Here is a 21,777-nt window from a genome sequence, read left to right as displayed (position 1 = left end):
TCAATACCACTGCCAAAACAGCTTGCCCATTTGGGTAATCTGGCGACCCTGATCCGGATAGGGAGCCTCAGAAACGGTGAAGGCTGTGGTGGCAAAGGCAAAGCGCGTGGATGCCCAGCGGGATCCCTTAGCGCTCCGCGCCGCTGACGCGACCGGGTCGGGCAGCTCGCTTTCCAAGAGCAACCCCAGGGATCCATATCCATAGCCCAGATTGCGGTGGGGCAGGGGGGCCACCAACTTGCGCCAGGCGCGGTCGGCACCCAAGGGGGGATCCGCAAGGGCCGCCTCCAGAGCCGCTAGAGAAGAAGCCAGGTAGGAATAGCCTTTGCGGTCGGCGTGATACACCTGCGCCGGCAACGGGATCCCCGACGGCGACTGGGGAAGAGCTTCTGCCGCCGGCAACGGCAGGGATCCTCCCTTCCCGCTGACTTCCAGCCGCTCCCCTGCCAACACAGGGATCTCCGGTCGATGGGTGGAGCGGTGAGGACTCCGTCCCGCTGTCGCCACCGGCTGGGGTTCTGACGGCAAGGACTCCGTCTCCCCCGCAGGAGTGGTCGGTTGGGCCCAGGCAGTGGCGGTGCCGCGCTTCGTCGCCAGAGAGACCACCTGCCAGCCTTGGGCGCGCGCCCGCTCATCCAGATCAAAATAAGGACTCCGTCCCGCTGTCGCGACCGACTCATCCGGCATCTTGCCGACCCACAGCCAGGCCGGATCCCCGTCGCCGGGCAAAAGGGCAAAGGCAAACTCTCCCCGTTCCGGCAACAGACGCTGCCAGTCCAGCGCCACCTGAGATTGCAAGCGCTGCAGCCACTGGCCGGGATCCACCCGCAACCCCAGGGAATTTAGGGGCTGGATCTGCCCCAGGCTCTGCCAAACTGAGACCAGATTCTCTCCGGAAATCAGCGCCAAGGTTTTATCCGGCAGATGTTGAAGGATCTGCGGGCGAAAGGCTTCTGCCGCCGGCAAGGAGAAGCCAGCGGGCGCATGCCAGAGGGCAGCACTTTCGGCCACCAAGCCGCGGAAGTTTACCCCCAACCCCAGCCCTACCGCCTGCAACGTCAGCCCATCTGAAGAAACCGCCTCTGGATTTTGCCAGAAGGCCCAACCCACATGCGCCTCCCGCAAGGGCTGGATGACCTGCTGAAACAGAGGCTGAGCCACCAGAGACAACTGCGGCAACTGCCAAGCATCGATTGCAGCCCGAATGGCAGCAGACTGCTCCGCCAACAACACGTATTGCTCGCCGAAAACGGCTGCCGAGAACCCCTGCAGGCCCGGAATCGGGCTGGACACCACCTGAATGCCCTTGTAAGTGTCTACCTGCACCGGCCTCCCGGCCAAGCTCTGCCGTTCCCACAACAGGTTCAGCTCAAATTGAGAGACTGCCGCATCCCGCGTTTCTAGGGCAACCAAGGTGCCCCACTCCGGCAAACTGGCCAAGAGGGTGCTCCTCCCCAGCCAGGGCCGCACCTCCCGCTCAAAATCAAGGGATCCCCCGGCCAGCAAGGATCCCAGCCAGCCTGGGCCTTCAGGGGAGAAAAACTTTTGCCACTGCTGACGGGCAGCGCGTCGCTGGGGGGCAGGAGTTGCCGCTTGCCAAAACGCTTGCACCTCGTCCAGGGGAACAGCCAACACCAGCAGCGCTTGTGCGGAGCGAGGGGCCAAACCCACAATTGGCGGCAGCTCCGGGTGGGCCAGCAACAAAGCCACCGGACTGCGGGTGAGCAGCCATACGACAACCCACACCACCATGGCGGCCAGAAGACCAAGCCCAATCAGGATCCCGCGCAAGAGTTGCCGTCGTCCCATATCTCAATCTCTGCACCGAGGGAGACATGGCTCGGACACCCAGGCCCTACTGCTCTGCACTGCTGGCATGAACAGGCCTAGTGAAGAAGCGCTGCCCTCAGTCCTGCATGATAAAACCTTACCATGGAACAGAGGCTAACCCTGGTGTGCCAGCTGGAGCCCACCGCTGAGCAGGCGGCCAAGTTTAGAGGCACCCCACAAGCCTTTGTGATCCGCACCACCATTCCAAACCAACGTGCAGATCAGCCCTGCCTTGACCAGCCCGGCAGCTATCTAGGCCCATCCGAAAGTCAAACCCATGTCAGAGTTTCAACTGGTTTCTCCCTATCAACCCACCGGAGATCAACCTAAGGCAATTGCCGGCTTGGTGAAGTCGATTTCAGAAGGCCATCGTTTTCAAACCTTGCTGGGAGCAACCGGAACCGGCAAAACGTTTACCATCGCCCATACCATTCAGCAGGTAGGCAGGCCCACCTTAGTGATGGCCCACAATAAGACTTTGGCAGCACAACTGTGCAATGAGCTGCGGGAGCTTTTTCCTCACAATGCCGTTGAATACTTCATCAGCTATTACGACTACTATCAACCGGAAGCCTATGTTCCCAGCACCGATACATACATTGCCAAATCTTCTTCCATCAACGATGAAATCGATATGCTGCGGCACTCGGCTACCCGCTCTTTGTTTGAACGGCGGGATGTGATTGTGGTGGCCTCGGTGAGCTGCATCTATGGTCTGGGCATGCCAGAGGAGTACCTGAAGGCTTCCATCCCCTTCAAAGTCGGCCAGGAGATTAACCAACGGGATGTCCTGCGGGATCTGGCCAGCATCCAGTACGAGCGCAATGACCTGGAGCTGGTGCGGGGGCGATTTCGCCTCAAAGGGGATGTGCTGGAAATTGTGCCGGCCTATGAGGATCGGGTCATTCGCATCGAATTTTTTGGCGATGAGATCGAGGCCATTCGCTTAATTGATCCGGTTACAGGTGAGATTTTGAACAGCCTCAGCGCCCTCAGAGTTTATCCTGCTCGGCACTTTGTAACGCCGGAAGCACAATTGGAGCGGGCGATCCTCAATATCGAGCAAGAACTGGAAGAGCAACTGGCCTTCTTTCGCAAAGAAGGCAAGCTCCTGGAAGCCCAACGCCTAGAGCAGCGCACCCGCTACGACCTAGAAATGCTGCGGGAGGTGGGCTATTGCAATGGGATCGAAAACTACTCTAGACATTTAACAGGGCGCAAAGCAGGAGAGCCCCCCGCCTGCTTGGTGGATTATTTCAAGGCCAACGATTGGCTGCTGGTGGTGGATGAGTCCCACGTGACTGTGCCCCAAATTCGCGGCATGTATAATGGCGACCGTGCCCGCAAGCAGGTGCTGGTGGATCACGGTTTTCGCCTGCCCAGCGCCCTCGACAATCGCCCCCTCAAAGCCGAAGAATTTTGGGCCAAGGTTCATCAGTGTATCTTTGTTTCGGCTACCCCCGGCAACTGGGAACTGGAGCAGAGCGAGGCCCAATTTGAAACCCGGGTGGAAGATGGCAAGACCCTGAAGTTCTATGTGCCCGGCAGCGGTCGGGTTGTCGAACAGGTGATTCGGCCCACTGGGGTGGTGGATCCCGAGGTGCATGTGCGCCCTACGGCTGGGCAAGTGGACGATTTGCTGGGAGAAATTTACTTGCGATTGGAACGCTCTCGGCAGGGATCTGCCGAACGGGTGATCGTGACCACCCTCACCAAACGGATGGCAGAAGATCTCACAGAATATCTCCAGGAGCGAGGGATCCGAGTTCGCTATTTGCATTCCGAGATCACCTCGATTGAGCGAATTGAAATCTTACAAGATTTTCGAGAAGGGGCCTTTGACGTGTTGGTGGGGGTCAACTTGCTCCGGGAAGGGTTGGACTTGCCAGAAGTTTCTTTGGTGGCCATTTTGGATGCCGACAAAGAAGGGTTTTTGCGAGCAGAGCGCTCCCTGATTCAGATGATTGGGAGGGCAGCACGAAATGTCCGCGGTATGGTGGTGATGTACGCCGACACCATGACCAGCAGCATGGCCCGGGCCATTGCCGAAACCCAGCGTCGCCGCGAAATTCAATTGCAATACAACCGCCAACACAACATCGCGCCCAAGCCCATTGTCAAGAAAAACAGCAATGCCATCTTGTCTTTTTTGGCCATCTCCCGCAAACTCAGCAACCCAGATCTGGAAAAAGCCTTTCAAGCTGCGCAGGAGATTCCTCTCTCCGAGATTCCAGAGCTGATCGGCCAACTGGAACTGAAGATGAAAGAGGCCGCCAAAAACCTAGAATTTGAGGAAGCCGCCGAGCTGCGAGATAGAATCAAAAAGCTGCGTCAACGCCTTCTGGGCCATTCTCAGGGCACCTAAAATCCTTGCTCAGATCGGCCAAAATTGAGGTCGGCTTGTGCCACCATGAGCTTGCGGGGCAGCACCAGGGATCCCCAATTATCGATGGGCGTTCGTATCAAACCGGCCATGCAGGACTCTGTCCCATTTCGGCGAGCAGTTCTCTTGATTGGGCTGGCGGTGGGGATAGGTCTCTGGCTTACCCCTGCCGTTGCCTCTGCCCCTTCATTGGCCCAAGCCCTTGAATTTCGGGATCCCAACTTTTTCCTGACGGATCCCCGACCCACACCGGCTGAAGCGCCAACTCCTGAGGGATCCCCTGCCCCAGCCCCCAGCCCAGTCGGGATCCCTTTGACCGGCCAAGAGGGCACAGAGGTGTTGGTGGGGAACATCCCGGTGTTTCGCCTGCAGACGGCAGAGTACCCCAGCGATGTGCGGGCCGACAACGTTCGGGCGATCATCGAGCGCTTTCTGGAAGAAGGCCAGTTGCCGGAGCCAGAGGTACGGGTGGCCCAGGATGCCAATGGGCAATACATCTTACGCCTGGGGGAAAGAGGCCGCTTTGAGCGCACACAACGGTATTTGTTCACCGTCACCTATGCCGATGCAGCCGCAGAGCGCAGGGTGGCACCGGGTCAGGTGAGCCTGAATGACGTGCGTCTGGTGGCTAACAGTTGGGCGCGGCGGTTGGAGCAAGCGATTGCCGATTACCGCGAAGATCTGCTGGCTCTGCAGCGGGCCCAGGATCCGCGCGTGCTGGTTCTGACCCTCCTGGCAGGGATCGCCACCCTGGTGGTGGGGTTCTTTCTCTGGCGGCTGTTCGACCGCAGCCTAACCCGCTTGCAACGCTGGTTGGAGCTTAAGGCCGGAGAGACCTGGGGCACCTGGATCGATGTGGGTGGGATGCTGCTGCGGGGCGTGGGGGTGATCCTCATCGCCGGCATCTCGCTGGATCGCGGCATCAGCTTCATCCCTGCCCTGCGACCGTTTCAGCGCTCCTTTTACCTGGGCCTGGGTCGTGTGGTCGCCACGGCTCTGGGCGTTCTCACCCAGCCTCTGCCCAACTCCAGCGTTTCGATTGCCAGCTTGCTGGTCTTCCTCGTCCTCTCCATCTTGGTTTTCACCGGCGCCCACTACGTCAGTGTTGGCTTCAAGCAGCGCTTTTTGGCACGCCTGGGGCTGGATCTGGGCACCCAAGAGTCTTCGGCGGCCATCTTCAAGTACATCCTGACCCTGTTCGGCATCCTTCTGGTCTTGCCCTTCAGCGGCCTTAATCTGGGCTCCTTGGCGGTTATTGCCGGGGCGGTGGGTTTGGGGATCGGCTTTGGTTTGCAAAACCTCTCCAACAACTACATCAGCTACATTGCCATTTTGCTGGAGCGCCCCATCCAAATCGGGGATCTGGTGGAAGTGGACAACCTGCTCGGCACAGTGGAGCGCATTGGCCCACGGGCCACCGTCTTGCGCACCCTGGATCGCATTTTTGTGATTGTGCCCAACTCCCGCTTTACCGAATCGAAGGTGGTGAACTGGAGCTACCGGGATCCCCGCTGTCGCATTCACATTCCTGTGGGCGTGGCCTACGGCTCCGATACCGCCTTGGTTACCGAAGCCCTGCTCAGCGCCGCCAGAGAAAATGCTCGGGTGTTGAGCAGCCCTGCCCCCCAAGTCTGGCTCAAGTCCTTTGGCCCTTCTGCACTTAACTTTGAGCTGCTGGTGTGGATCAACCGTCCTCAAGATCAGTTTGTCTTGATCAGCGAGCTAAACTTCCTGATCGAGGCTGAGTTTCGGCGACGTGGGATCCGCATCCCCTTCCCGCAACAAGATATTCATATCCGCAGCCTAGAGGGATTTGCCCCCCTCAGTCAAAATGGCGGATCCCCTTCTTTGCCCGATACCGACTCCATTCACTCTGCCCTCAAAGAAGCGGCTCAATCGCCGGAAGACCAAAATGGTGTTTCCTAAGCTATTGCCTGCCATTGACACCCTATCGACACCATGTTGCAGCGGTTAGATGAGGTACTGGGAAGCTTTGGCAGCCATCCCCGTTGGGCTGAACTGAAGCAAATGCAAACCCTGCGGCAGCTCTGGCCCGAACTCGTCGGAGAGGCCGTAGCCGCCCAAACCTATCCTCTCAGCCTGCGCCGACAGGTGCTGCAGGTGGCCACCTCTACCCCGGCCTGGGCACAAAACTTAACCTTGCAACGCCAGATCATTCTCAGGAAACTCAACAGCCGGCTACAATCTCCCCTCAGCGATATCCGCTTCAGCTCTGGTGCCTGGCACAAGGGATCCAGCCCGGCTGCCCCCCATCCTGATGCGGAGCTGACCAGCAAGTTTTATGGCGCTCCCCGCCTAGCAGACCAAGATGGACAACGCCCTGGATCCTGTCGCAGCCCCAATCCAAAACAGCCCACCTCCGACCCGAAAGTGGCTTTCGAGCGCTGGGCCAGAGTGGTGAAGCAACAACAAACCCAGCAAAACCTGTTCCCTTGCCCCGCCTGCCGCTGTCCTACCCCTGCCGCCGAATTGGAGCGTTGGTTTGTCTGCGGGTTCTGCCATCGACAATCCTTACGCCCGCCCAGCTAACTCAGGAAACTCGAATTACGGTTGCTTCAAATGGCAATCAAACGATTCGTCAGGTCGATCCCCAACTTCTTTCTTCCTCTGAGAGAGGTTGTGGATGGTTACGGCAGCGGCAAGGAGCGCTTGGGAAGCGTCTCAACCCAGTTTGAAATGCAACTGCGAACCCTTAATCGTTCATAGCCCGATAGGTGGCCACCGAAGACGGCGATACACGGTTTAGATAGCGAAAGATCCAATACTTAAAAAGCGTATCTAGGAAAACCGGAAAAGTAGCAATAAAGCCGTAGATAAAATCGCGGTTCTCCGGTACCCCCAAATGAGCAGCCAAATTACTCAGCAGCACCTCCCAGCCGTGGGGTGAGTGATAACCGACAAACACATCGGTAAAAAGAATGATAATGAAAGCCTTGGCACTGTCGCTGAGGCCGTAGATCAGACGATCCAAAAAAGACTTGAGGACTTCGATTTCCTCACGCCCAATAAAGATAAGCCAGCCAAACACCAGCAGCGAAAGCAAATCAGCAAGGATATTCTTCAATCCTTCCGAGTTCCTACGGCTATATTTTTTCAGCAGTTCCTCTGCCTTCATGGACAGTTGCTCTTCTGATTCCAGATCCCACTCTGGGGGTTGATGGTGCAAAGCTCGCTCAAATTCTATTCTTTCCTTGAAAAACTCGAACTCTGACAGGGCTTTTTCTTGGAATTCGTGGCTTAGAGCCACAATGGCAGGCTCCCGTTGTTGGAAGTGATCCACCAATGGCCCAAACAGAAAGTTTTTCGAGAGGATCTGGGTGAGCAGAGGCAAAACGGCCAACAACAACAGAAAACGAATCGATACCAGTGTGCGAATGCGAGCCTCCCGATACTCTTGGATCAGTTCCTCCTCGGCCTGGGAACTCAGCTCACGGCGGATTTGGCTGGCCGTGCGCAGAATAGAACGGGGCAGAATCGCAGCTTTGGAAGCGACCGGGGCAGCGCCATTGCCGGAGCCTGCCTTGACAGAGACATTAGAAGAACTGGGTTCAGTTGAGGTAGGTTGTTCTGGCGGTTCGAGAGGCTCAGGTGAAGTGGAAATTGAAGCAGAGATGGGCTGGGATTTTCTGGTCGGGCGTTTGTATCGAGAAGTCACCTGATCGATAAACTGCAGTTTCTCCAAAATGGAAAGATCTCGTCTCTGGCAACCATTCTCGGAGTTTTCGCTGCTGCTTTCAGAAACATTGGCCTCAGCGGCATGGAGTTGTTGAGCTTTATCTTGGGCAGAAGTAGGGCCGCTGCCATTTTGCTCGGGATCCGGCAGGCGAGAAAAGGCGCTGCTGGCTCTGAACTCTGCCAAACGCAGATCGATCTGGCGCAGTTGCCGGCGCAGTTGAATTTGAAAGTAGCGGCTGACATTCTGGCCATGTTGCCCGTTGCTGCCGATGGATCCTCCCTGGAAGTATTGATCCTCGATGGCTTTAATGCGCAGGGCAGCCTCATAAGCTTGGTCAAGGGAGCGCAGGGGGGTATTTGAGATCCATTGGCCCAGCCTGCTCAATACGGATTCTCCCATTGCTTGTTCCTGTGGCACTCCCCATCAGGGCCAATCCACACGTTACAGTGATCCAATTGACCAATTATTGTAACGAGTTCTGGGTAGCTGAGCAGGGATCCCAAATACGGAGAAGCACTTGCAAAGACTGGCCCTGCCTCGACAGAAGTACAGACTGGCACCTTTGGGTCAGAGCAAACTTCAGTATCCCTTAAAGCGCTTGAGGGCAAAGCCACAGATCTGCAGCAGCCGCAGCCCCTCTCGCACATGGTGAATGTTGGAGCGACCATAGGTTCTGGGGAAATAGCGCACGGGGATATCCAGGATCTTCAGGGTGCGCTTGGCGGATCCCAGCAACAGGTCAAAATCTCCAAACGGGTCGAAATCCCCCCACTCTTGGCACAGCTTGGCAATCTGCTGGTAATCCTCCCGCCACAGGGCCTTGGTGCCACAGAGGGAATCTTTGATGCGGATGCCGAGAATATAGGAGAGGAGAGCGGCAAAAAAACGATTGGCCCATTGGTTCAGCCGAGGCATTGCCTCCGGTTTCAGGGGGTAGATAAGGCGACAGCCATTGGCAAAGTCGCACCGCCCAGAAGCCACAGCCCGGAAAAACTTGGGCATGTCCTCTGCCTGTACCGTCAAATCGGCATCGAGGATGATCAACACATCCCCTGTAGCGGCAGCCAGCCCCTTGCGCACCGCATCCCCCTTGCCCTTGCCCTCCTGCCGCAGAGCCCGGATATTGCGGATCCCTTGGTATTCCGCCTGCACCCGCTGGATCTCGGCCCAAGTCCCGTCGCTGGAATGCCCCTCCACAAAAATGATCTCGGTGCGGGATCCCATCTCGGGCAAATGTTCCACACAGCGGCGAATGTTGCCCGCTTCGTTCCGAGCCGGAATCACCACCGTGCAGGAAGGCTGCTGCTCAGGGGGGGGATCCCAAGCCGGGTCGGGCTGCAGGCGAGCGATCGTGTACTCTGTCAGGCAGAGGGCGTTGATCCCGGGCAATGGGGCAATCACCCGGTTGATCACAGTCGAAAGGAACGGGATCCGCCGCGGCAACAACAGCCGCTTGCCCTGCTGAATGACCTCGTATCCTGCCAAGTGCAGCAGGTTGGCCACATCGGCTGCCGATAACCAGTTGGCTGCCGGCAGAGGCATCCGTTGCTTGAGAGCGGTTGCCAAGCCCAGAATCGGCTCCCAGAGCGGGTTGTGGTGGGAGAGGATCAGGCGGGTGCGTGGGGTACAGAAGCGGCGCAACTGCTGGAGAACCTGCTGGATGTCGGCCAGGTAGCCCAGGGTATTGACGAGCAAGATCACATCAAAAGGCTCCGCCAAGACGGGATCCCCTTTGTCCAGCGTGTGGGCATCTTGCACCCGGAAATGGAGATGGGGAAACTCTGCCTGAGCTTGGGCAACAATGTCCGCATCCCGGTCGATCCCCACCCCGAAGCTGGGCTGCAAGGCATTGAGCAGGGATCCCGTGCCGGAACCAATCTCCAAGATGCGCAAACCGGCAGGGACAAAAAAGCGATGCAGCCGCTCTAGATCCTCGTGGTAGTAGCGGTTTTTTTGCCGCCAGTAATACAAGGGGTGGGTCAATGCCGGCAAGGGAGCCCCAGGGTGTCGCTAGATTCAGCTTTTGATCATAAGGTGCTATGGATGCTCTGCTGGTCACCCAACCCGGCTGGGTTCTTGACAACAGGGGTGAAGCACTCCGGCAATTGTGTACCGCAGCCACATCTCAGCACCCGAGTCTCCCCCCACCCGGCGACCGCGGTACAGGGAAAAGCGAAGCATCGGCGGGCAGGTGCCGACGAGCAGGGATCTCAGCGACGACGCACTTTATCCCTTTGGCTGACCAAGATGATGGCACCAAAGAGAGTCCCCAGCACAACTGCACCGGCCACCAAGCTCCAGAGGAAGTTAGCAAGTGAGGGAGTCATAAGAGCGTTTCCTCCTCGTGCAAATAACCGTTGCCCAACAGCTTTCCGATTATACCGAGCCCTGTCACCTTTCCAAAGCCTGCCTCTGTTTCCCGACCTCTGCCAGGCGCTGTCATTTGGTGGTTTGGTATTCCAGAGGCACCTCTTGTAAGGTCTGGCTGGTGCCGGCAAAGGGGTTATCCGGCGTCAAAAACAGCATACAGTGACATTCTTTTCGCTCCCGCATGGGTACACAGGGGCAATTCCAATAGCCTGCTTTTGCTTCCGCCTCTTTGTCTTCGTAAAAACGACAGGGACACAGCGGGGCGCCCAACTGCTCTTTGTGCAGAGCCAAGCCCTCGATCACCGCCGTTGTAATTGACGGATCCGAGCAGAAAAAGGTCTCGGAGCGTTTGGCGTAGGTTTCTGCGAAATGCCGCATCAACTCAAAGCTCTTCTGTGAAGACTTGTTGTAACCACGACTTTCCATGACGATTCCCAAAAGTGGAACTAACCGGCTGTTGCTAGCAATGGGGCCCACAGCTTTTTCCAGGGACACTTCCTGAAGTCGGTACAAACGTATGCGGGGCCGGGATCCTACTGAGACCCCCCACAACGTCGGGAAAAGCTGTATCTCGCTCTTCGTTGTACTGCAGACCTCCGGGCAAGACAAAAGATTACGCCCTTGCTGTTACACAAGGCAACACCCAAGCGCCTTAACAAGAGCTGGCCTTGGCGTACTCCAGAGAATACCGTTAATGGGATCCCTCTCCTCAGGGCACGACCAACACTGGGCAGGGGGAGAGATCGATCACGCGGTGGCTTACAGAGTTGTTCTGCCCCTCTCCAGACAGGGTGAGGCCACGGCAGCCCATCACAATCAGGCTGATCTCCAGCTCGTCTGCCACATCACAGATGACAAAAGGTACCTTCCCCTCTCGATACTCACTCTTGACGTTGCTAAGGCCGATTTGATGCAGGCCAGACTCCGTTTGCTTAAGCAGGTTGTGGATGTTTTGCCGGGCTTGCTCGGCTCGCTCCGGGTCAAGCTCCGTATCATCCAGCACAGAAAGCAAATACACTTGGCTCTTGTAGCGCTGTGCTATGTCCGCCACCAAGGGCAAGGCGTGGCTGGTCTCACGCGAGTTATCGATGGGAAAGAGCAGTTTGTCGAACATAGCCGAGGATTCCGCGGTCAAGCCCATTCCCTATCCAAGTTGGGGGCTTGCCCTATTCTATCAATTTTACCGGGAGCTCAATGGCCTCATTCCACCCCTGCCCGTTTTCCTGTTGTCAGGGGCTCCACCTGGGCTGCTTCGCCCTAGCTGCAAACGGAGCTCCTCTGCTGTTTGGATGAGTAGCCATTCTATCATCCCGCGAAAGTCCAGCCGCCCTAAGCCATGCTGGGCTGAAGTTTACGCAATTCCTGCCAAAAATCCATTATTTTCAGATTGACCAAACTTGGAAAAGAATAATGAAAAAAGTGTCGCCCCCCAGGGCAAAACCACATTTGATCCCCTGGCTTTAGGTGGTTTCTCCACTTCTCGAGCGAAGCAGGATCCACAATGGGGTCATCCTTGCTGGCGCAAACCAACATCGGCACCGACACTTTCTGGGCTGGAATCGCTATCACCTGAAATAGGGAGTGAGGTATGGGAGAAGTATCCAAATCTTTAGCCAGAGCATAGGAGAGTGAGCGTGCTCGCCACTGTTCTGAAGTAGGTAGAAGGCTCTGGGCTATACGCACCAAGAGTTGTTCCCGACTCCAGCAAAAGATTTTTCGCTGCACATAGAAATGGGCATGCCAAGTGGTAGCAGGCCAACCTCCCACGGCCAGCAAGGTCAGAGACTGTACCCGCTGTGGGTAACGGCAGGCAAAAAGATAAGCGGCCACCCCGCTCAAGCCGTGGCCGATAAGATGAACGGGTCGATCCCAAGCTTTGAGATATTCGTATAGCAGCGTGATTACAGTCTCCAGGCTACAAGGCTCATCCTGGGTTTGGTGGTACTCCCAGTAGGCTATCCGAAAGCATTTCCCCAGGGATCCTAATAAAGGCTGATCAAAGAGCTTGAGACTGGGAGAAATGCCCAGATACAGGGCCTCAAAAGCGAGCGCAGAAGCGGAGCTTAAACTCATATTCGCTATTCCATCTCGACTGTTAAAACCATCAAGGCTGCTAGCCAAACAAAAGATCTACAAAGTCCAGTAGCCAGAAACCAACCGGCAAAGTGCGGTTGAACCATGCAATTGTGAACAGTGCAATTGCCATTGGAAAATGCGGCCCAAAGGATCCGAGCCGATCTGGATAGAGGAGAGGGGACAATACCCCTCTCCTTTCTGCAGATCCCCGAACCAGGGAGCCTCAAACCTCATTCACAGCCCAGGCAAAATCTGGGCCAACACGTCCGCACTGTTCAGGAGCATGTAGGCAAACAGGGCACCGCCAACGCCGCCCACCAGAAACCCTCCCGCCAACTGGCTCCAACCGGCGCGGGTGCGCAAGTTTTCCGGCAAATCCTCAGAGCCTGCCGGCACGCGCACCGGCTGAGGGGATCCCTGCGATTCGGCCATCAGTTGCACTCCCGGCGTCGGATAGGCCACCTCTCCATAGGGGGTGTTCACCACCGCCACCAGCCGCGAGCGCGGAAAAGAGACTCGTCCATAGATCGAAAGACAAACCGTTAGGATCAGCACCAGACCAATGGCCGCCAGCGTACCTGCCGTCAGGGCTTGCTCCGAATTCCGCAGCGGACTCAACTTGTAAAACGGCCCCACCAGGAAGTACCCATGGGCCATGCCGATCTCCAAACCGCGCAGGAAAGGCGACAAGCCCTCCCGGTAGATGGGCAGGTTTTGCAGCAGCAGCAGGGTGAGATCGCCCTGGTTTACCGGCGTGTCCAAGTTGCCCACCTGGGGATCTGTGGCTCGCACCCAGCCCCCGCGCTGGAAGTCAAAGCCGCTGGCCGCCGCCCGCGCCCGGATGGCATGCCAGATGTGCCCCGCCAAAAACAGGATCCCCAAGACAAAGTGGGCTGTAGCCAACCAGGTACGGCTGCTTACAATTCCCCTTTCGTCAGCGGCCAGCCCCAGCGGCCCGTAAAAAGCCGCAGGGTAGGCGATCTCATTGACGCTGACAAAATAGGCCGCCAAGATGCCCATGTAAGCCAGGGCCCCCAGGCTGTAGGAGAGGTAGGCTTCGCCCGAGTAGATCAAGACTTGCTTGGCCCAGGCAAAGGGGCGCGTGGCTATGTGCCACCATCCCCCCAGCACGCAGAGCAGGCCCACGTAGATGTGTCCCCCCACCAGGTCTTCCAGGTTGTCCACGGCGGCCATGCCCTGCTGACCCATCAGCGGCGTCAAGTAGGCGAAGATCCGCAGCGGATTGAGGGTGGGATCCGCAACGATCCGCACGCGGCCCAGGTTGGCATCGTACAGCCCTCCCCAAAAGAGAGCCTTGGCCACCAGCAGCCATGCACCCAGCCCCAGCAGCAGCAGGTGGATGCCGAGGATGGTGGTCATCTTGTCGTCATCTTCCCAGTCGTAGCCGAAAAACTCGGCAAAGGTTTTCCCCTTGCTCAGCACCTCTGGTCCCAAAAGGGCGTGGAAGATCCCTCCTGCCCCCAGCACCGCCGAGGCAATCAGGTGCAGAACGCCCACCACAAAAAAGGGATAGGGATCCGTGGCCACCCCCTCTGCATTCACGCCGATGCCCAACGTGGCCAAATGGGGCAGCAAGATCAGCCCCTGGCTGCCCATGGGCTGAGCCGGATCCCAGTGGGCCACCTCAAACAAAGTCATGCCGCCGGCCCACAGCATGATCAACCCCGCATGGGCCACGTGGGCCCCCAGCAGCTTTCCGGACAGATTCACCAAGCGAGCATTGCCCGCCAGCCAGCTCACCTGAGGGGATCCCTCAGCAGAGGTAGGCGATGAAGATAGAACTGCGCCAGTCATGACAAACTCCCACAGTATCCACAACAAGCTAAGAAGCCGAGTTTGAGATTACAGATTGAAGAGTGTTTTGAGTTTGGCCGTCCACTCTTTAATTCGTTTTTCCGTCAGCTCCGGCTGATTGTCTTCATCCAGAGCAAGGCCGACAAACTCGCCGTTAACCACTCCCTTGGACTCATTGAACTCGTAGCCTTCTGTAGGCCAGGAGCCGACGTTTTTTCCGCCGCGCTCGGCAATTTTTTGGGCCAGGATCCCCATGGCATCTTGAAAGTTGTCGGGATAGCCCAACTGATCCCCAACTCCAAAATAGGCTACCGTCTTACCGGAAAAATCGATTTCATCCAAATAGGGGAAAAACCCATTCCAATCGGCCTGCAGCTCCCCGATATTCCAAGTTGGACAGCCGATGATTAAGTAGTCGTACCTATCAAAGTCCTCAACCGTGGCCTCGGCAATGTTGATCAAATCTACATTGTCTTCGCCCAGCTCTTTTTGGATCATCTCAGCGGCTCTCTCGGTATTTCCGGTTTGAGTGCCGAAAAATAGACCTACTTTTGCCATTGCTCCTACCTCGAAACTGCAAGTGCGAAGCTCAAAATCAGATGGCTAGATAGTCAATGCCTTCAGCGTGCCGTTAGGCCTGCTGTGCAGCGAGCTCTACTCTGCCGGTACGGAAATTGAATCCTCGGGCTTTCAGGGCATGGAAAAGGTGGCCCTGAAGGAAGAAAAAGGCCAGCCAAAAGTGGGCATTGGCCAGCCAAACCCTAGACGTGAGAGCCTCTCCTTGCTCAAAAAAGGGATAGCGATCCAAGCCCACCTGAAGCAGCGGCCCATAGAAAACTTCGGGATAAACCACTGGGTTAACCGCAACAAAATAGGCAGCAATAAACCCCATCAAGGCCAAAGCTCCCAGGCTGTAGGAAAGATAAGCCTCTCCCGACCAGACAAAAATTCGCTCTGCCCAGCCAAAAGGCTTGGTCACGATATGCCAAATGCCCCCCGCCACCAAGAGCAAGCCCAGCCAGAGGTGGCCGCCCACCACGTCTTCCAAAGTGTCCACCCCTGCTATCCAATGGCGTCCTTCCGCGCCCAACAGGTGCCCAAACGGATTCCAATTGGGAAGGATGGTGCGCACCTCTCCCACCCCAGGGTCAAACAATCCGCCAAACACTGTTGCCTTAAGCACCAGCAGCCATGCCCCCAGTCCCAGCAGCACCAGGTGGATCCCTAGGATGGTGGTCATCTTGTTTTTGTCCTGCCAGTCATAGCTAAACAGGGGGAAGGCTTTGGCCTCCAGCACCGCCGGCCCCCGCAGGGCATGAAAAATACCGCCAAACCCCAAAAAAGCAGAGCTAATCAGATGTACGGCCCCCACTGCAAAGTAGATACCGGTATCCAGAATTTCCCCGCCGGATCCCACTCCCAGCCCCAAGCTGGCCAAGTGGGGCAACAGGATTAGCCCCTGCTCGTACATCGGCTGGGTCGGGTCAAAATTGGCCAACTCGAATAGGGTCATGATACCGGCCCAGAGAACGATGAGCCCGGCATGGGCCACGTGGGCCCCCAACAGTCGGCCAGAAAGATCGGTCAAACGGGCGTTGCCCGCCCACCAGGGGATCTGCTTTTGCAAGTTAGATTGGCCTTCTTGCGCTGATGTCGTCGCTGTCATATCCGTCTCTCCTGACTTCCCGAGTTCCTTCCAGAAAAAGGCCAGAGACCTCGCCTCAAGCCCGGCCCTGGCCTCCTGGACACATCCTTTCGAGACACGCGACCACTATTGATATTAAATCTCAATAGCGATCCCTGATATACTCTAAACTTATTGAGAAAAACTATCAAGTTCAAGAAGTTAATTTTTATTAACAACCAGAAACGATGGCAAAAAGTCCCAAGGGCTCCCCTCTAGGGAACCAGTTGGGGGAAAGAGCAAATTGTAAGCAATTACAAAAAATCTTGATTTTCTTAAGACCAAGTCTCAACAACTGGATTACAATGGGGCATCATTCAGCCAAGCCAGACAGGGCTGGGAGGAAAGGAGTCAGTGCATATGTCGGGGCATCTCAAGCTTTGGACAGGTATAGGACTTTACATTTTGGTGAGCGGGGCTGCGTGTGGGGAAACTCGAAGGGAGCCTTCTACTGGGAGCACTGGAGGCGATCCGCCAGTTCTGAGCGTGGCTTCGACGAATCCGGAGTGCCGGCCCATCCCTGTGGAAGGGGGTGGGGAGGGAGGAGAGGAAGGGGGAGGTTCTCTGGGCTTAGGCTCCACCCGGCCAGCGGTAGTGCTCGCTCCCGAACAGCAGTTTCAAGATCGCCAAATCCTCGTTGACTTTGCGGATCAGGTGGTGATCCCTGCCTACGAGCAGTTGGCAGCCGATACCCAAGCGCTGTCGCAAGCCATCCAGGCCTTTGTCAAAGATCCTAATCCGCGGACTTTAGAGGCGGCTCGCCAGGCTTGGTCTGTTGCCCGCATCACTTGGGAGGAGAGCGAGGCTTTTGCCTTTGGGCCGGCGGCTTATTTGGGGCTGGATGCGGATTTGGACGAATGGCCCCTGAACGAGGTGGAGGTGCTGGAAGTTCTCAACAGCGGCGATCCCCTCACTCCAGAGACCGTGGCCGAGTTGGAAAGCGGGCAAAAGGGATTTCATGCCGTGGCCTTCTTGCTCTTTGGCGTGGATAACAACAAGTCTTTGCAAGACTTTACCGAGCGGGATCGGGAGTACTTGGCTGCCCTTGGCCCAGTTTTGGCGGATACGGCGGCAAAGCTGCTCAAAAGCTGGACAGAGGGAGTGCAAGGGCTGCCTGCTTTTCGCGAAGAATGGGTAAAAGCCGGCGAGGGCAGCAAGAGTTATCTCACGCTGCAAGCTGCTGCTGAAGAAATAGCCCAAGGTATTCTCGGCATGTTGGACGAGCTGGGCAAGGTCAAAATTGGCGAAGCCTTCGCCCAGCAAAATCCTTTTCTGCTGGAAAGTCGCTTTGCCCACCATTCGCTGCCGGAGTTCCAGGCCAATGTGCGCAGCGTTCAGTATGCTTACTTGGGCGGATTTAGAGATAGAAAAGGTCGTGGCCTGAGCCAATTTGTCCGGGACATCAATCCCAATTTGGATAGTCAAATTCAGTCGGAGTTACAAGCAGCGGCGGCGGCTCTCCAGGGGATCCCTGCCCCTATCGAAAAAAGCCTTTGCGATGCCAATGCCCGTGGATCTATTACTGCCGCTATGGAAAAAATTGAAGACGCTTTCGACAGCTTTGCTCAGGAAGTTGTGCCGCTCCTGCAGTAGTAAGAAAGTCCCAAAAGAGCTGAGTTGCCGATATTTTGATAGCCGATGCGTCGTCTTCTCCAGATTTTCATGCTGGGATTGGCCTCTCTTTGGGCGGCGAGCTTTCTGGCTTTCCCCGCTGCCCCAGAGGGATCCCAGCCATTGCCCCCTCGAGCGGGTGGCGAAACAACCCTTTGGAACCGCACCTCAACAGCCTACGAGCAGCCGGCTCCCAACTTGGATCCCCGCTGGGCCAGGTTGCATGCCCTGGGGGACATCGCCTTTGAGGCTCGCTTCGTCACCGCTCCGGCGCCTGTTAACCCCGGCCTTGGGCCTCTGTTCAACAACAACTCCTGCGCCGGTTGTCATGTTAAAAACGGCCGAGGTTTTCCTGACAAGGGGCAGCGGGTCGTCAGAGTCAGCCAGGTTGGATCCCTGGATAGAAGCGGGGATCCCCAGCCTTTTGGATGGGAGGCCATTGCTCCTCATAGCAACACTCCCCCTGTGGCCGGCATCGGCACGCAGGTTCAAGAAAAGGCCGTTCGGGGCTATCGGCCAGAGGCCAAGGTGGAGTTGCACTGGGTAGAGCAGACCAGAGAGTACGCCGACGGAACTCCCTACAGGCTGCGTTCTCCTGTTGTAAAGCTGTTAACTCTGGAGGGATCGCCCATCGATCCTGTCCTCATCTCCCTGCGGATCCCCCAGCCGGTGTTTGGAGCGGGCCTACTGGAGGCCGTTCCCGCTTCTAGGATCCTGGCAGCAGCCGATCCTGACGACGCCGATGGGGATGGCATCTCTGGCCGCCCCAACTTGGTTTGGGATCAAGAGCAGCAGCGTCTGGTGCTGGGACGGTTTGGTTGGAAAGCCAATACCCCCAACCTCAGGCAACAAACTGCGGCCGCCTACGCCAACGACATGGGTGTCACGAATCCTCTTTTTCCGGCCGCGGATGGCAGCCAAGATATCGACGAGGCCACTCTCCAAGCGACAACCGTTTACGTGCAAACCCTGGCCGTGCCTGGCCGCGCCCTTTGGCAGGATCCCCAAGTTCAGCGAGGGGAAAAGCTCTTCGTCCAAGCCCAATGCGCCAAGTGTCACCGACCAGAGCTACAAACCGGCATTCATGAGATCCCTGCCCTGGCCAACCAAGTCATCCACCCCTACACCGATTTGCTGTTGCATGACATGGGCGAAGGACTAGCAGATGGCCGCGCTGACTTCGAGGCCACGGGCCGAGAATGGCGCACCCCCCCTTTGTGGGGCATCGGCTTGTCGCAGACAGTTCTGCCCTCCTCCGGCTATTTGCACGATGGCCGCGCCCGCAGCCTCGAGGAGGCCATTCTCTGGCATGGGGGAGAAGCTGAACGCTCCCGCGAGATCTTTAAAAATATGGCTGCTGAAGACAGAGAAGCCCTGCTCTATTTTCTTCGATCCCTCTAGAGCTCTGCCCATTTCCGCAGCAGGTTCGCGTAAACTTTGGAGATCAAATCAAAGTGGCGTGTCTTGCCCGATTCCTGAAACATCTGCTGCCGCACAGTCTGTAAATCAAAGAGGATCTCGCGTTCTTGCGGATCCCTAATTAGGCTTTGAACCCAACTGACGGCAGCATAGCGGATCCCACGGGTTACAGGCTCAACTCGGTGCAAGGTGGAAGCAGGATAGAGGATCAAAGCACCCGCCGGCAGCTTGTAGGCTTGCTCCCCCTCGCTACTCTCGATCTTCAGCTCACCGCCATCATAGTCTTCAGGGGCACTTAGAAATAGCGTAAAGGAAATATCCGTGCGCATCAGCTGATGCCGATCGAGCATCAGCGCATCGTCGGTATGAGTGCCATAGGACATTCCCGCTTCGTAGCAGCTAATTAAAATGGAATGAATGAGCTTGGGCCGGGCAGCCATCTGGAACAACAAATTACGCTCTAGAGCTGCCAAGATAATCTCCTCTATCTTCCGTTGCTGAAGGGATCCCTTTGGCATTTGCCTATTGTTTTTGACAAGCCTGGCATTCCAGCCTGCCGTCAGAGCACCATCCACAAATTCAGCATCGGCTATGAGGGACAGAATCTGTTGCAATTCTGCTAAACTAAGAACATCGCCAATACACAAGATCATTATCAACCTCTAAAAAGCAAAATACATGACACCTTCTACACTAGCAAAACAAGCCTTATGAAAATCATGCCTACTTCGAGCATCCCTCGGAAACCTTAAGCATCTAGCAGAGAAAGTAGAGATCTTTTGCCCTATGCAGCCACCTTCTGGTATTCGACAAAAAGAGCTCTGCGAGCTATTGGGCTTAGACTACAAGGCTGTTGCCACCGAGGCAAAGCGTCTGGGCTTGAGCACACATGCCTATCTGCAACAGAAAACAGGTTGGATCCTGAAGGATGAACTCTATTATCCGCCCGGCACTACCTTTGACAAGTCAGCAGATGGCGAGTCAGTAGGATCGTCCCCTACCCCCTCAGAGGATTTGTCCTCTAGCAGCAAAATCAATTCCAGAAAAAGGAAAGACATCCTCTCACTGCTGTTGTTGCTTGTTGTCCTGTTAGCTGCCATCTTGCTGGCCCGTCGCTTAGATCCAGAGGCAACTCGAGAATTTATAGCAAAACTAGGCCCCTGGGCACCCCTTGCCCTGATTGGATTACGCTCCCTGAGTATTATTATTCCTGCCATACCCAGCACCCTTTACTCCATCTTGGCAGGAGCCCTCTTTGGATTTGGATCGGGAATCCTTTACATTGCAATTGCTGATTTTATCTCTTGTACATTTAACTTCTACCTAGCCAGAAAGTTTGGTAGAGACCTAGTACAGCGAGTAGTTGGGCGACAATGGATGTACAAAGTCGATGCCCTTTCAGCTAACTATCTGGAAAACAATATTTTTCTTACAGCTGGTTTTTTAATGACGGGCCTATTCGACTTTGTCGCCTACGCCGCCGGCCTAACCCAAATAAAATGGCAGAACTTTCTTCTCGCCCTAGCTTTGGGCATTGCCGTCTCTACACCCCCAGTAGTGGCTCTGGGGGCAGGGATCCTAGAGCAGGAAAGGTGGCTGCTGGGCTTTGCTTTGCTGGGAATGTTTGCTTTGGCGATGTTAAGCGGCTGGCTGAGTAAAAGGCGGCGTTCTTAACTTGCCTTTGATAAAGTCAGAACAAAAGCAAGGTCAGCAGTGGCTTCTAACTCATGGGGAACATTTGCCGAAATTAAGACAAATATGCCCGGAGATAGAGAGATCTTCTCACCTGCAAGGGTTAAGACTCCAGTTCCTTCAATGACGTGGAGAGTAGCGTCCCTTGTGGAGGTATGCTCGGAAATACTTGTGCCTCCCGCCATACAGAAAAGAGTATGTTGGCAGACTTCACTTTTCCAAATGATCTTGCTGAGAACTCCTTCCACAGAATAAGCAATGTGATCTTTGAGCTGCAAAAAAGGTGACTCAGGGGAGACAAGAGACATCATTAAGCCTCCTTCTTGGCAATCAGTATGATGTAGCCTAGGTTATTTCGATATCGGCTAAAGATTTGCTTCATAGATAAGATCCGCTGCCGGATTACAGGACGTGTAAGCACATTCCACACCATAGTTAAGAGCGTCGGCAATCCTTCCTCTGTAGCAATAGCAACGGGATTGAGCAAAGTTAAGGGGCCGGTGGCATACTGGACAACCGTAAGATTTGCTTGCTGAACAGTTGCAAGCCAGCTGTCAGTAGATAAAGGATTGGCATTGACATGGATTACGGAGGATAACTCCTTGCGGATAGCGTCGCTGTTGGATCCCTCAACTCGCAGCTCATGGCTGAGGAACTTACCCCCTGGCTTGAGGCAATTGTAAATCCCTGACAAAATCTTAGATTTTCCTGCATCGGACTGCATTGTTAAAATAGCTTCCGCCAAGACATAGTCAAATTTCTGATCGATTTGATCTAGGTGAAAGATATCGCCCTCGAGGATCTCAACTTGGCCGGCTAGCCCTGCTGCAGAAACATTAGCGCGAGTGCGAGCAATGTTATCTGGATTTTTCTCAATGCCGGTAACATGTATGCCATAGCGCTTTGCCAATCGAATAGCCGTGTAGCCAAGGCCTGAGGCAAGTTCCAGCACAGTTTCTCCTCGACGGAACTCGGCAAACTTGAAGAGCCGTTCGGTAGCGCCAAAGCCCCCCGGTCGAAGTGCCTTTTTACCTGCCGCAGCCAGTACCTGGTGTCCAGGTGCATTTTTTGAGTCCAGCTTAGACATAGGTAACTCCAAAAAAGATACAGCCTTTTAATTTAAAATAGGGTACAGGTATTCAAGAGGAAGGAGAGAAAGGAATGCCGACTCATTCTTTGGATTTGCGGCAAAGAGTTGTA

At 55.8% G+C, this 21,777-nt stretch carries 19 protein-coding genes; 6 read left to right on the top strand and 13 right to left on the bottom strand.

The genetic code is table 11. The features are described from left to right. The gene (locus tag ACVWZ1_RS11095; RefSeq protein ID WP_457503378.1) at window positions 1–1,809 is read right to left on the bottom strand and encodes a DUF3352 domain-containing protein; all 1,809 of its coding nucleotides are present in this window, start codon (window positions 1,807–1,809) and stop codon (window positions 1–3) included. A gap of 298 nt (window positions 1,810–2,107) precedes the next feature. Here ACVWZ1_RS11095 and uvrB point away from each other — a divergent pair, with 298 nt between their 5' ends. The 3 genes from uvrB to ACVWZ1_RS11080 all read left to right on the top strand — a co-directional run bounded on the left by uvrB (window position 2,108) and on the right by ACVWZ1_RS11080 (window position 6,763). Then, window positions 2,108–4,195: an excinuclease ABC subunit UvrB gene (gene uvrB / locus ACVWZ1_RS11090; protein ID WP_457503377.1), complete on the top strand. Its 2,088-nt coding sequence runs from the start codon at window positions 2,108–2,110 to the stop codon at window positions 4,193–4,195. Between the two features lie 108 nt (window positions 4,196–4,303). Beyond that, on the top strand, window positions 4,304–6,139 hold the full coding sequence (locus ACVWZ1_RS11085; protein WP_457503375.1) for a mechanosensitive ion channel family protein: 1,836 nt from the start codon (window positions 4,304–4,306) through the stop codon (window positions 6,137–6,139). A 33-nt stretch (window positions 6,140–6,172) separates the two neighbouring features. Continuing rightward, window positions 6,173–6,763 carry a DUF721 domain-containing protein gene (locus ACVWZ1_RS11080; protein ID WP_414374516.1) on the top strand — a complete coding sequence of 197 codons (591 nt, stop codon included), beginning with the start codon at window positions 6,173–6,175 and terminating at the stop codon, window positions 6,761–6,763. 163 nt (window positions 6,764–6,926) lie between these two features. Here the strand turns inward: ACVWZ1_RS11080 and pxcA are convergent, their stop codons facing one another. From pxcA to ACVWZ1_RS11035, 9 genes are all read right to left on the bottom strand, one after another. Further along, complete coding sequence (gene pxcA / locus ACVWZ1_RS11075) at window positions 6,927–8,309, bottom strand: proton extrusion protein PcxA (RefSeq protein WP_457466362.1); 1,383 nt, start codon at window positions 8,307–8,309, stop codon at window positions 6,927–6,929. Window positions 8,310–8,489: 180 nt separating this feature from the next. Beyond that, on the bottom strand, window positions 8,490–9,902 hold the full coding sequence (locus ACVWZ1_RS11070) for a glycosyltransferase (protein ID WP_041436280.1): 1,413 nt from the start codon (window positions 9,900–9,902) through the stop codon (window positions 8,490–8,492). A 218-nt stretch (window positions 9,903–10,120) separates the two neighbouring features. After that, on the bottom strand, window positions 10,121–10,237 hold the full coding sequence (locus ACVWZ1_RS11065) for a photosystem II reaction center X protein (RefSeq protein WP_414374513.1): 117 nt from the start codon (window positions 10,235–10,237) through the stop codon (window positions 10,121–10,123). Between the two features lie 112 nt (window positions 10,238–10,349). Continuing rightward, window positions 10,350–10,706: a ferredoxin-thioredoxin reductase catalytic domain-containing protein gene (locus ACVWZ1_RS11060; protein ID WP_414374512.1), complete on the bottom strand. Its 357-nt coding sequence runs from the start codon at window positions 10,704–10,706 to the stop codon at window positions 10,350–10,352. Window positions 10,707–10,989: 283 nt separating this feature from the next. Further along, the gene (locus tag ACVWZ1_RS11055; RefSeq protein WP_011433838.1) at window positions 10,990–11,394 is read right to left on the bottom strand and encodes a universal stress protein; all 405 of its coding nucleotides are present in this window, start codon (window positions 11,392–11,394) and stop codon (window positions 10,990–10,992) included. A 215-nt stretch (window positions 11,395–11,609) separates the two neighbouring features. Further along, on the bottom strand, window positions 11,610–12,353 hold the full coding sequence (locus ACVWZ1_RS11050; protein WP_414357692.1) for an alpha/beta fold hydrolase: 744 nt from the start codon (window positions 12,351–12,353) through the stop codon (window positions 11,610–11,612). A 237-nt stretch (window positions 12,354–12,590) separates the two neighbouring features. Beyond that, window positions 12,591–14,171, bottom strand: a complete 1,581-nt coding sequence (locus ACVWZ1_RS11045) for a chlorophyll a/b binding light-harvesting protein (protein WP_414428229.1) — start codon at window positions 14,169–14,171, stop codon at window positions 12,591–12,593. A gap of 48 nt (window positions 14,172–14,219) precedes the next feature. Next, complete coding sequence (fldA, locus tag ACVWZ1_RS11040; protein WP_414358087.1) at window positions 14,220–14,729, bottom strand: flavodoxin FldA; 510 nt, start codon at window positions 14,727–14,729, stop codon at window positions 14,220–14,222. A 73-nt stretch (window positions 14,730–14,802) separates the two neighbouring features. Continuing rightward, window positions 14,803–15,837: a chlorophyll a/b binding light-harvesting protein gene (locus ACVWZ1_RS11035; protein ID WP_414381561.1), complete on the bottom strand. Its 1,035-nt coding sequence runs from the start codon at window positions 15,835–15,837 to the stop codon at window positions 14,803–14,805. Between the two features lie 504 nt (window positions 15,838–16,341). Between ACVWZ1_RS11035 and ACVWZ1_RS11030 the strand changes: the two genes are divergently transcribed. Continuing rightward, window positions 16,342–17,448: an imelysin family protein gene (locus ACVWZ1_RS11030; protein WP_457503373.1), complete on the top strand. Its 1,107-nt coding sequence runs from the start codon at window positions 16,342–16,344 to the stop codon at window positions 17,446–17,448. A 45-nt stretch (window positions 17,449–17,493) separates the two neighbouring features. Then, entirely contained in the window at window positions 17,494–18,867 is a 1,374-nt protein-coding gene (locus ACVWZ1_RS11025) for a di-heme oxidoreductase family protein (protein WP_011433844.1), read from the top strand. Here the strand turns inward: ACVWZ1_RS11025 and ACVWZ1_RS11020 are convergent. Beyond that, complete coding sequence (locus tag ACVWZ1_RS11020) at window positions 18,864–19,538, bottom strand: Fe2+-dependent dioxygenase (protein WP_011431398.1); 675 nt, start codon at window positions 19,536–19,538, stop codon at window positions 18,864–18,866. The two genes, ACVWZ1_RS11025 and ACVWZ1_RS11020, sit on opposite strands and share 4 nt — an antisense overlap. Before the next feature lie 133 nt (window positions 19,539–19,671). Between ACVWZ1_RS11020 and ACVWZ1_RS11015 the strand changes: the two genes are divergently transcribed. Then, complete coding sequence (locus ACVWZ1_RS11015; protein ID WP_457466359.1) at window positions 19,672–20,559, top strand: TVP38/TMEM64 family protein; 888 nt, start codon at window positions 19,672–19,674, stop codon at window positions 20,557–20,559. Here ACVWZ1_RS11015 and ACVWZ1_RS11010 read toward each other — a convergent pair. Continuing rightward, window positions 20,556–20,888: a cupin domain-containing protein gene (locus tag ACVWZ1_RS11010; RefSeq protein WP_011433845.1), complete on the bottom strand. Its 333-nt coding sequence runs from the start codon at window positions 20,886–20,888 to the stop codon at window positions 20,556–20,558. The two genes, ACVWZ1_RS11015 and ACVWZ1_RS11010, sit on opposite strands and share 4 nt — an antisense overlap. Next, window positions 20,888–21,664 carry an SAM-dependent methyltransferase gene (locus ACVWZ1_RS11005; protein WP_414358094.1) on the bottom strand — a complete coding sequence of 259 codons (777 nt, stop codon included), beginning with the start codon at window positions 21,662–21,664 and terminating at the stop codon, window positions 20,888–20,890. Before ACVWZ1_RS11005 ends, ACVWZ1_RS11010 begins: the two co-directional genes overlap by 1 nt. Window positions 21,665–21,777: the final 113 nt, after the last annotated feature.

The sequence above is a fragment of the Thermostichus sp. MS-CIW-25 genome, assembly GCF_054060015.1.
This window is presented reverse-complemented; position numbering and strand designations above follow the sequence as displayed.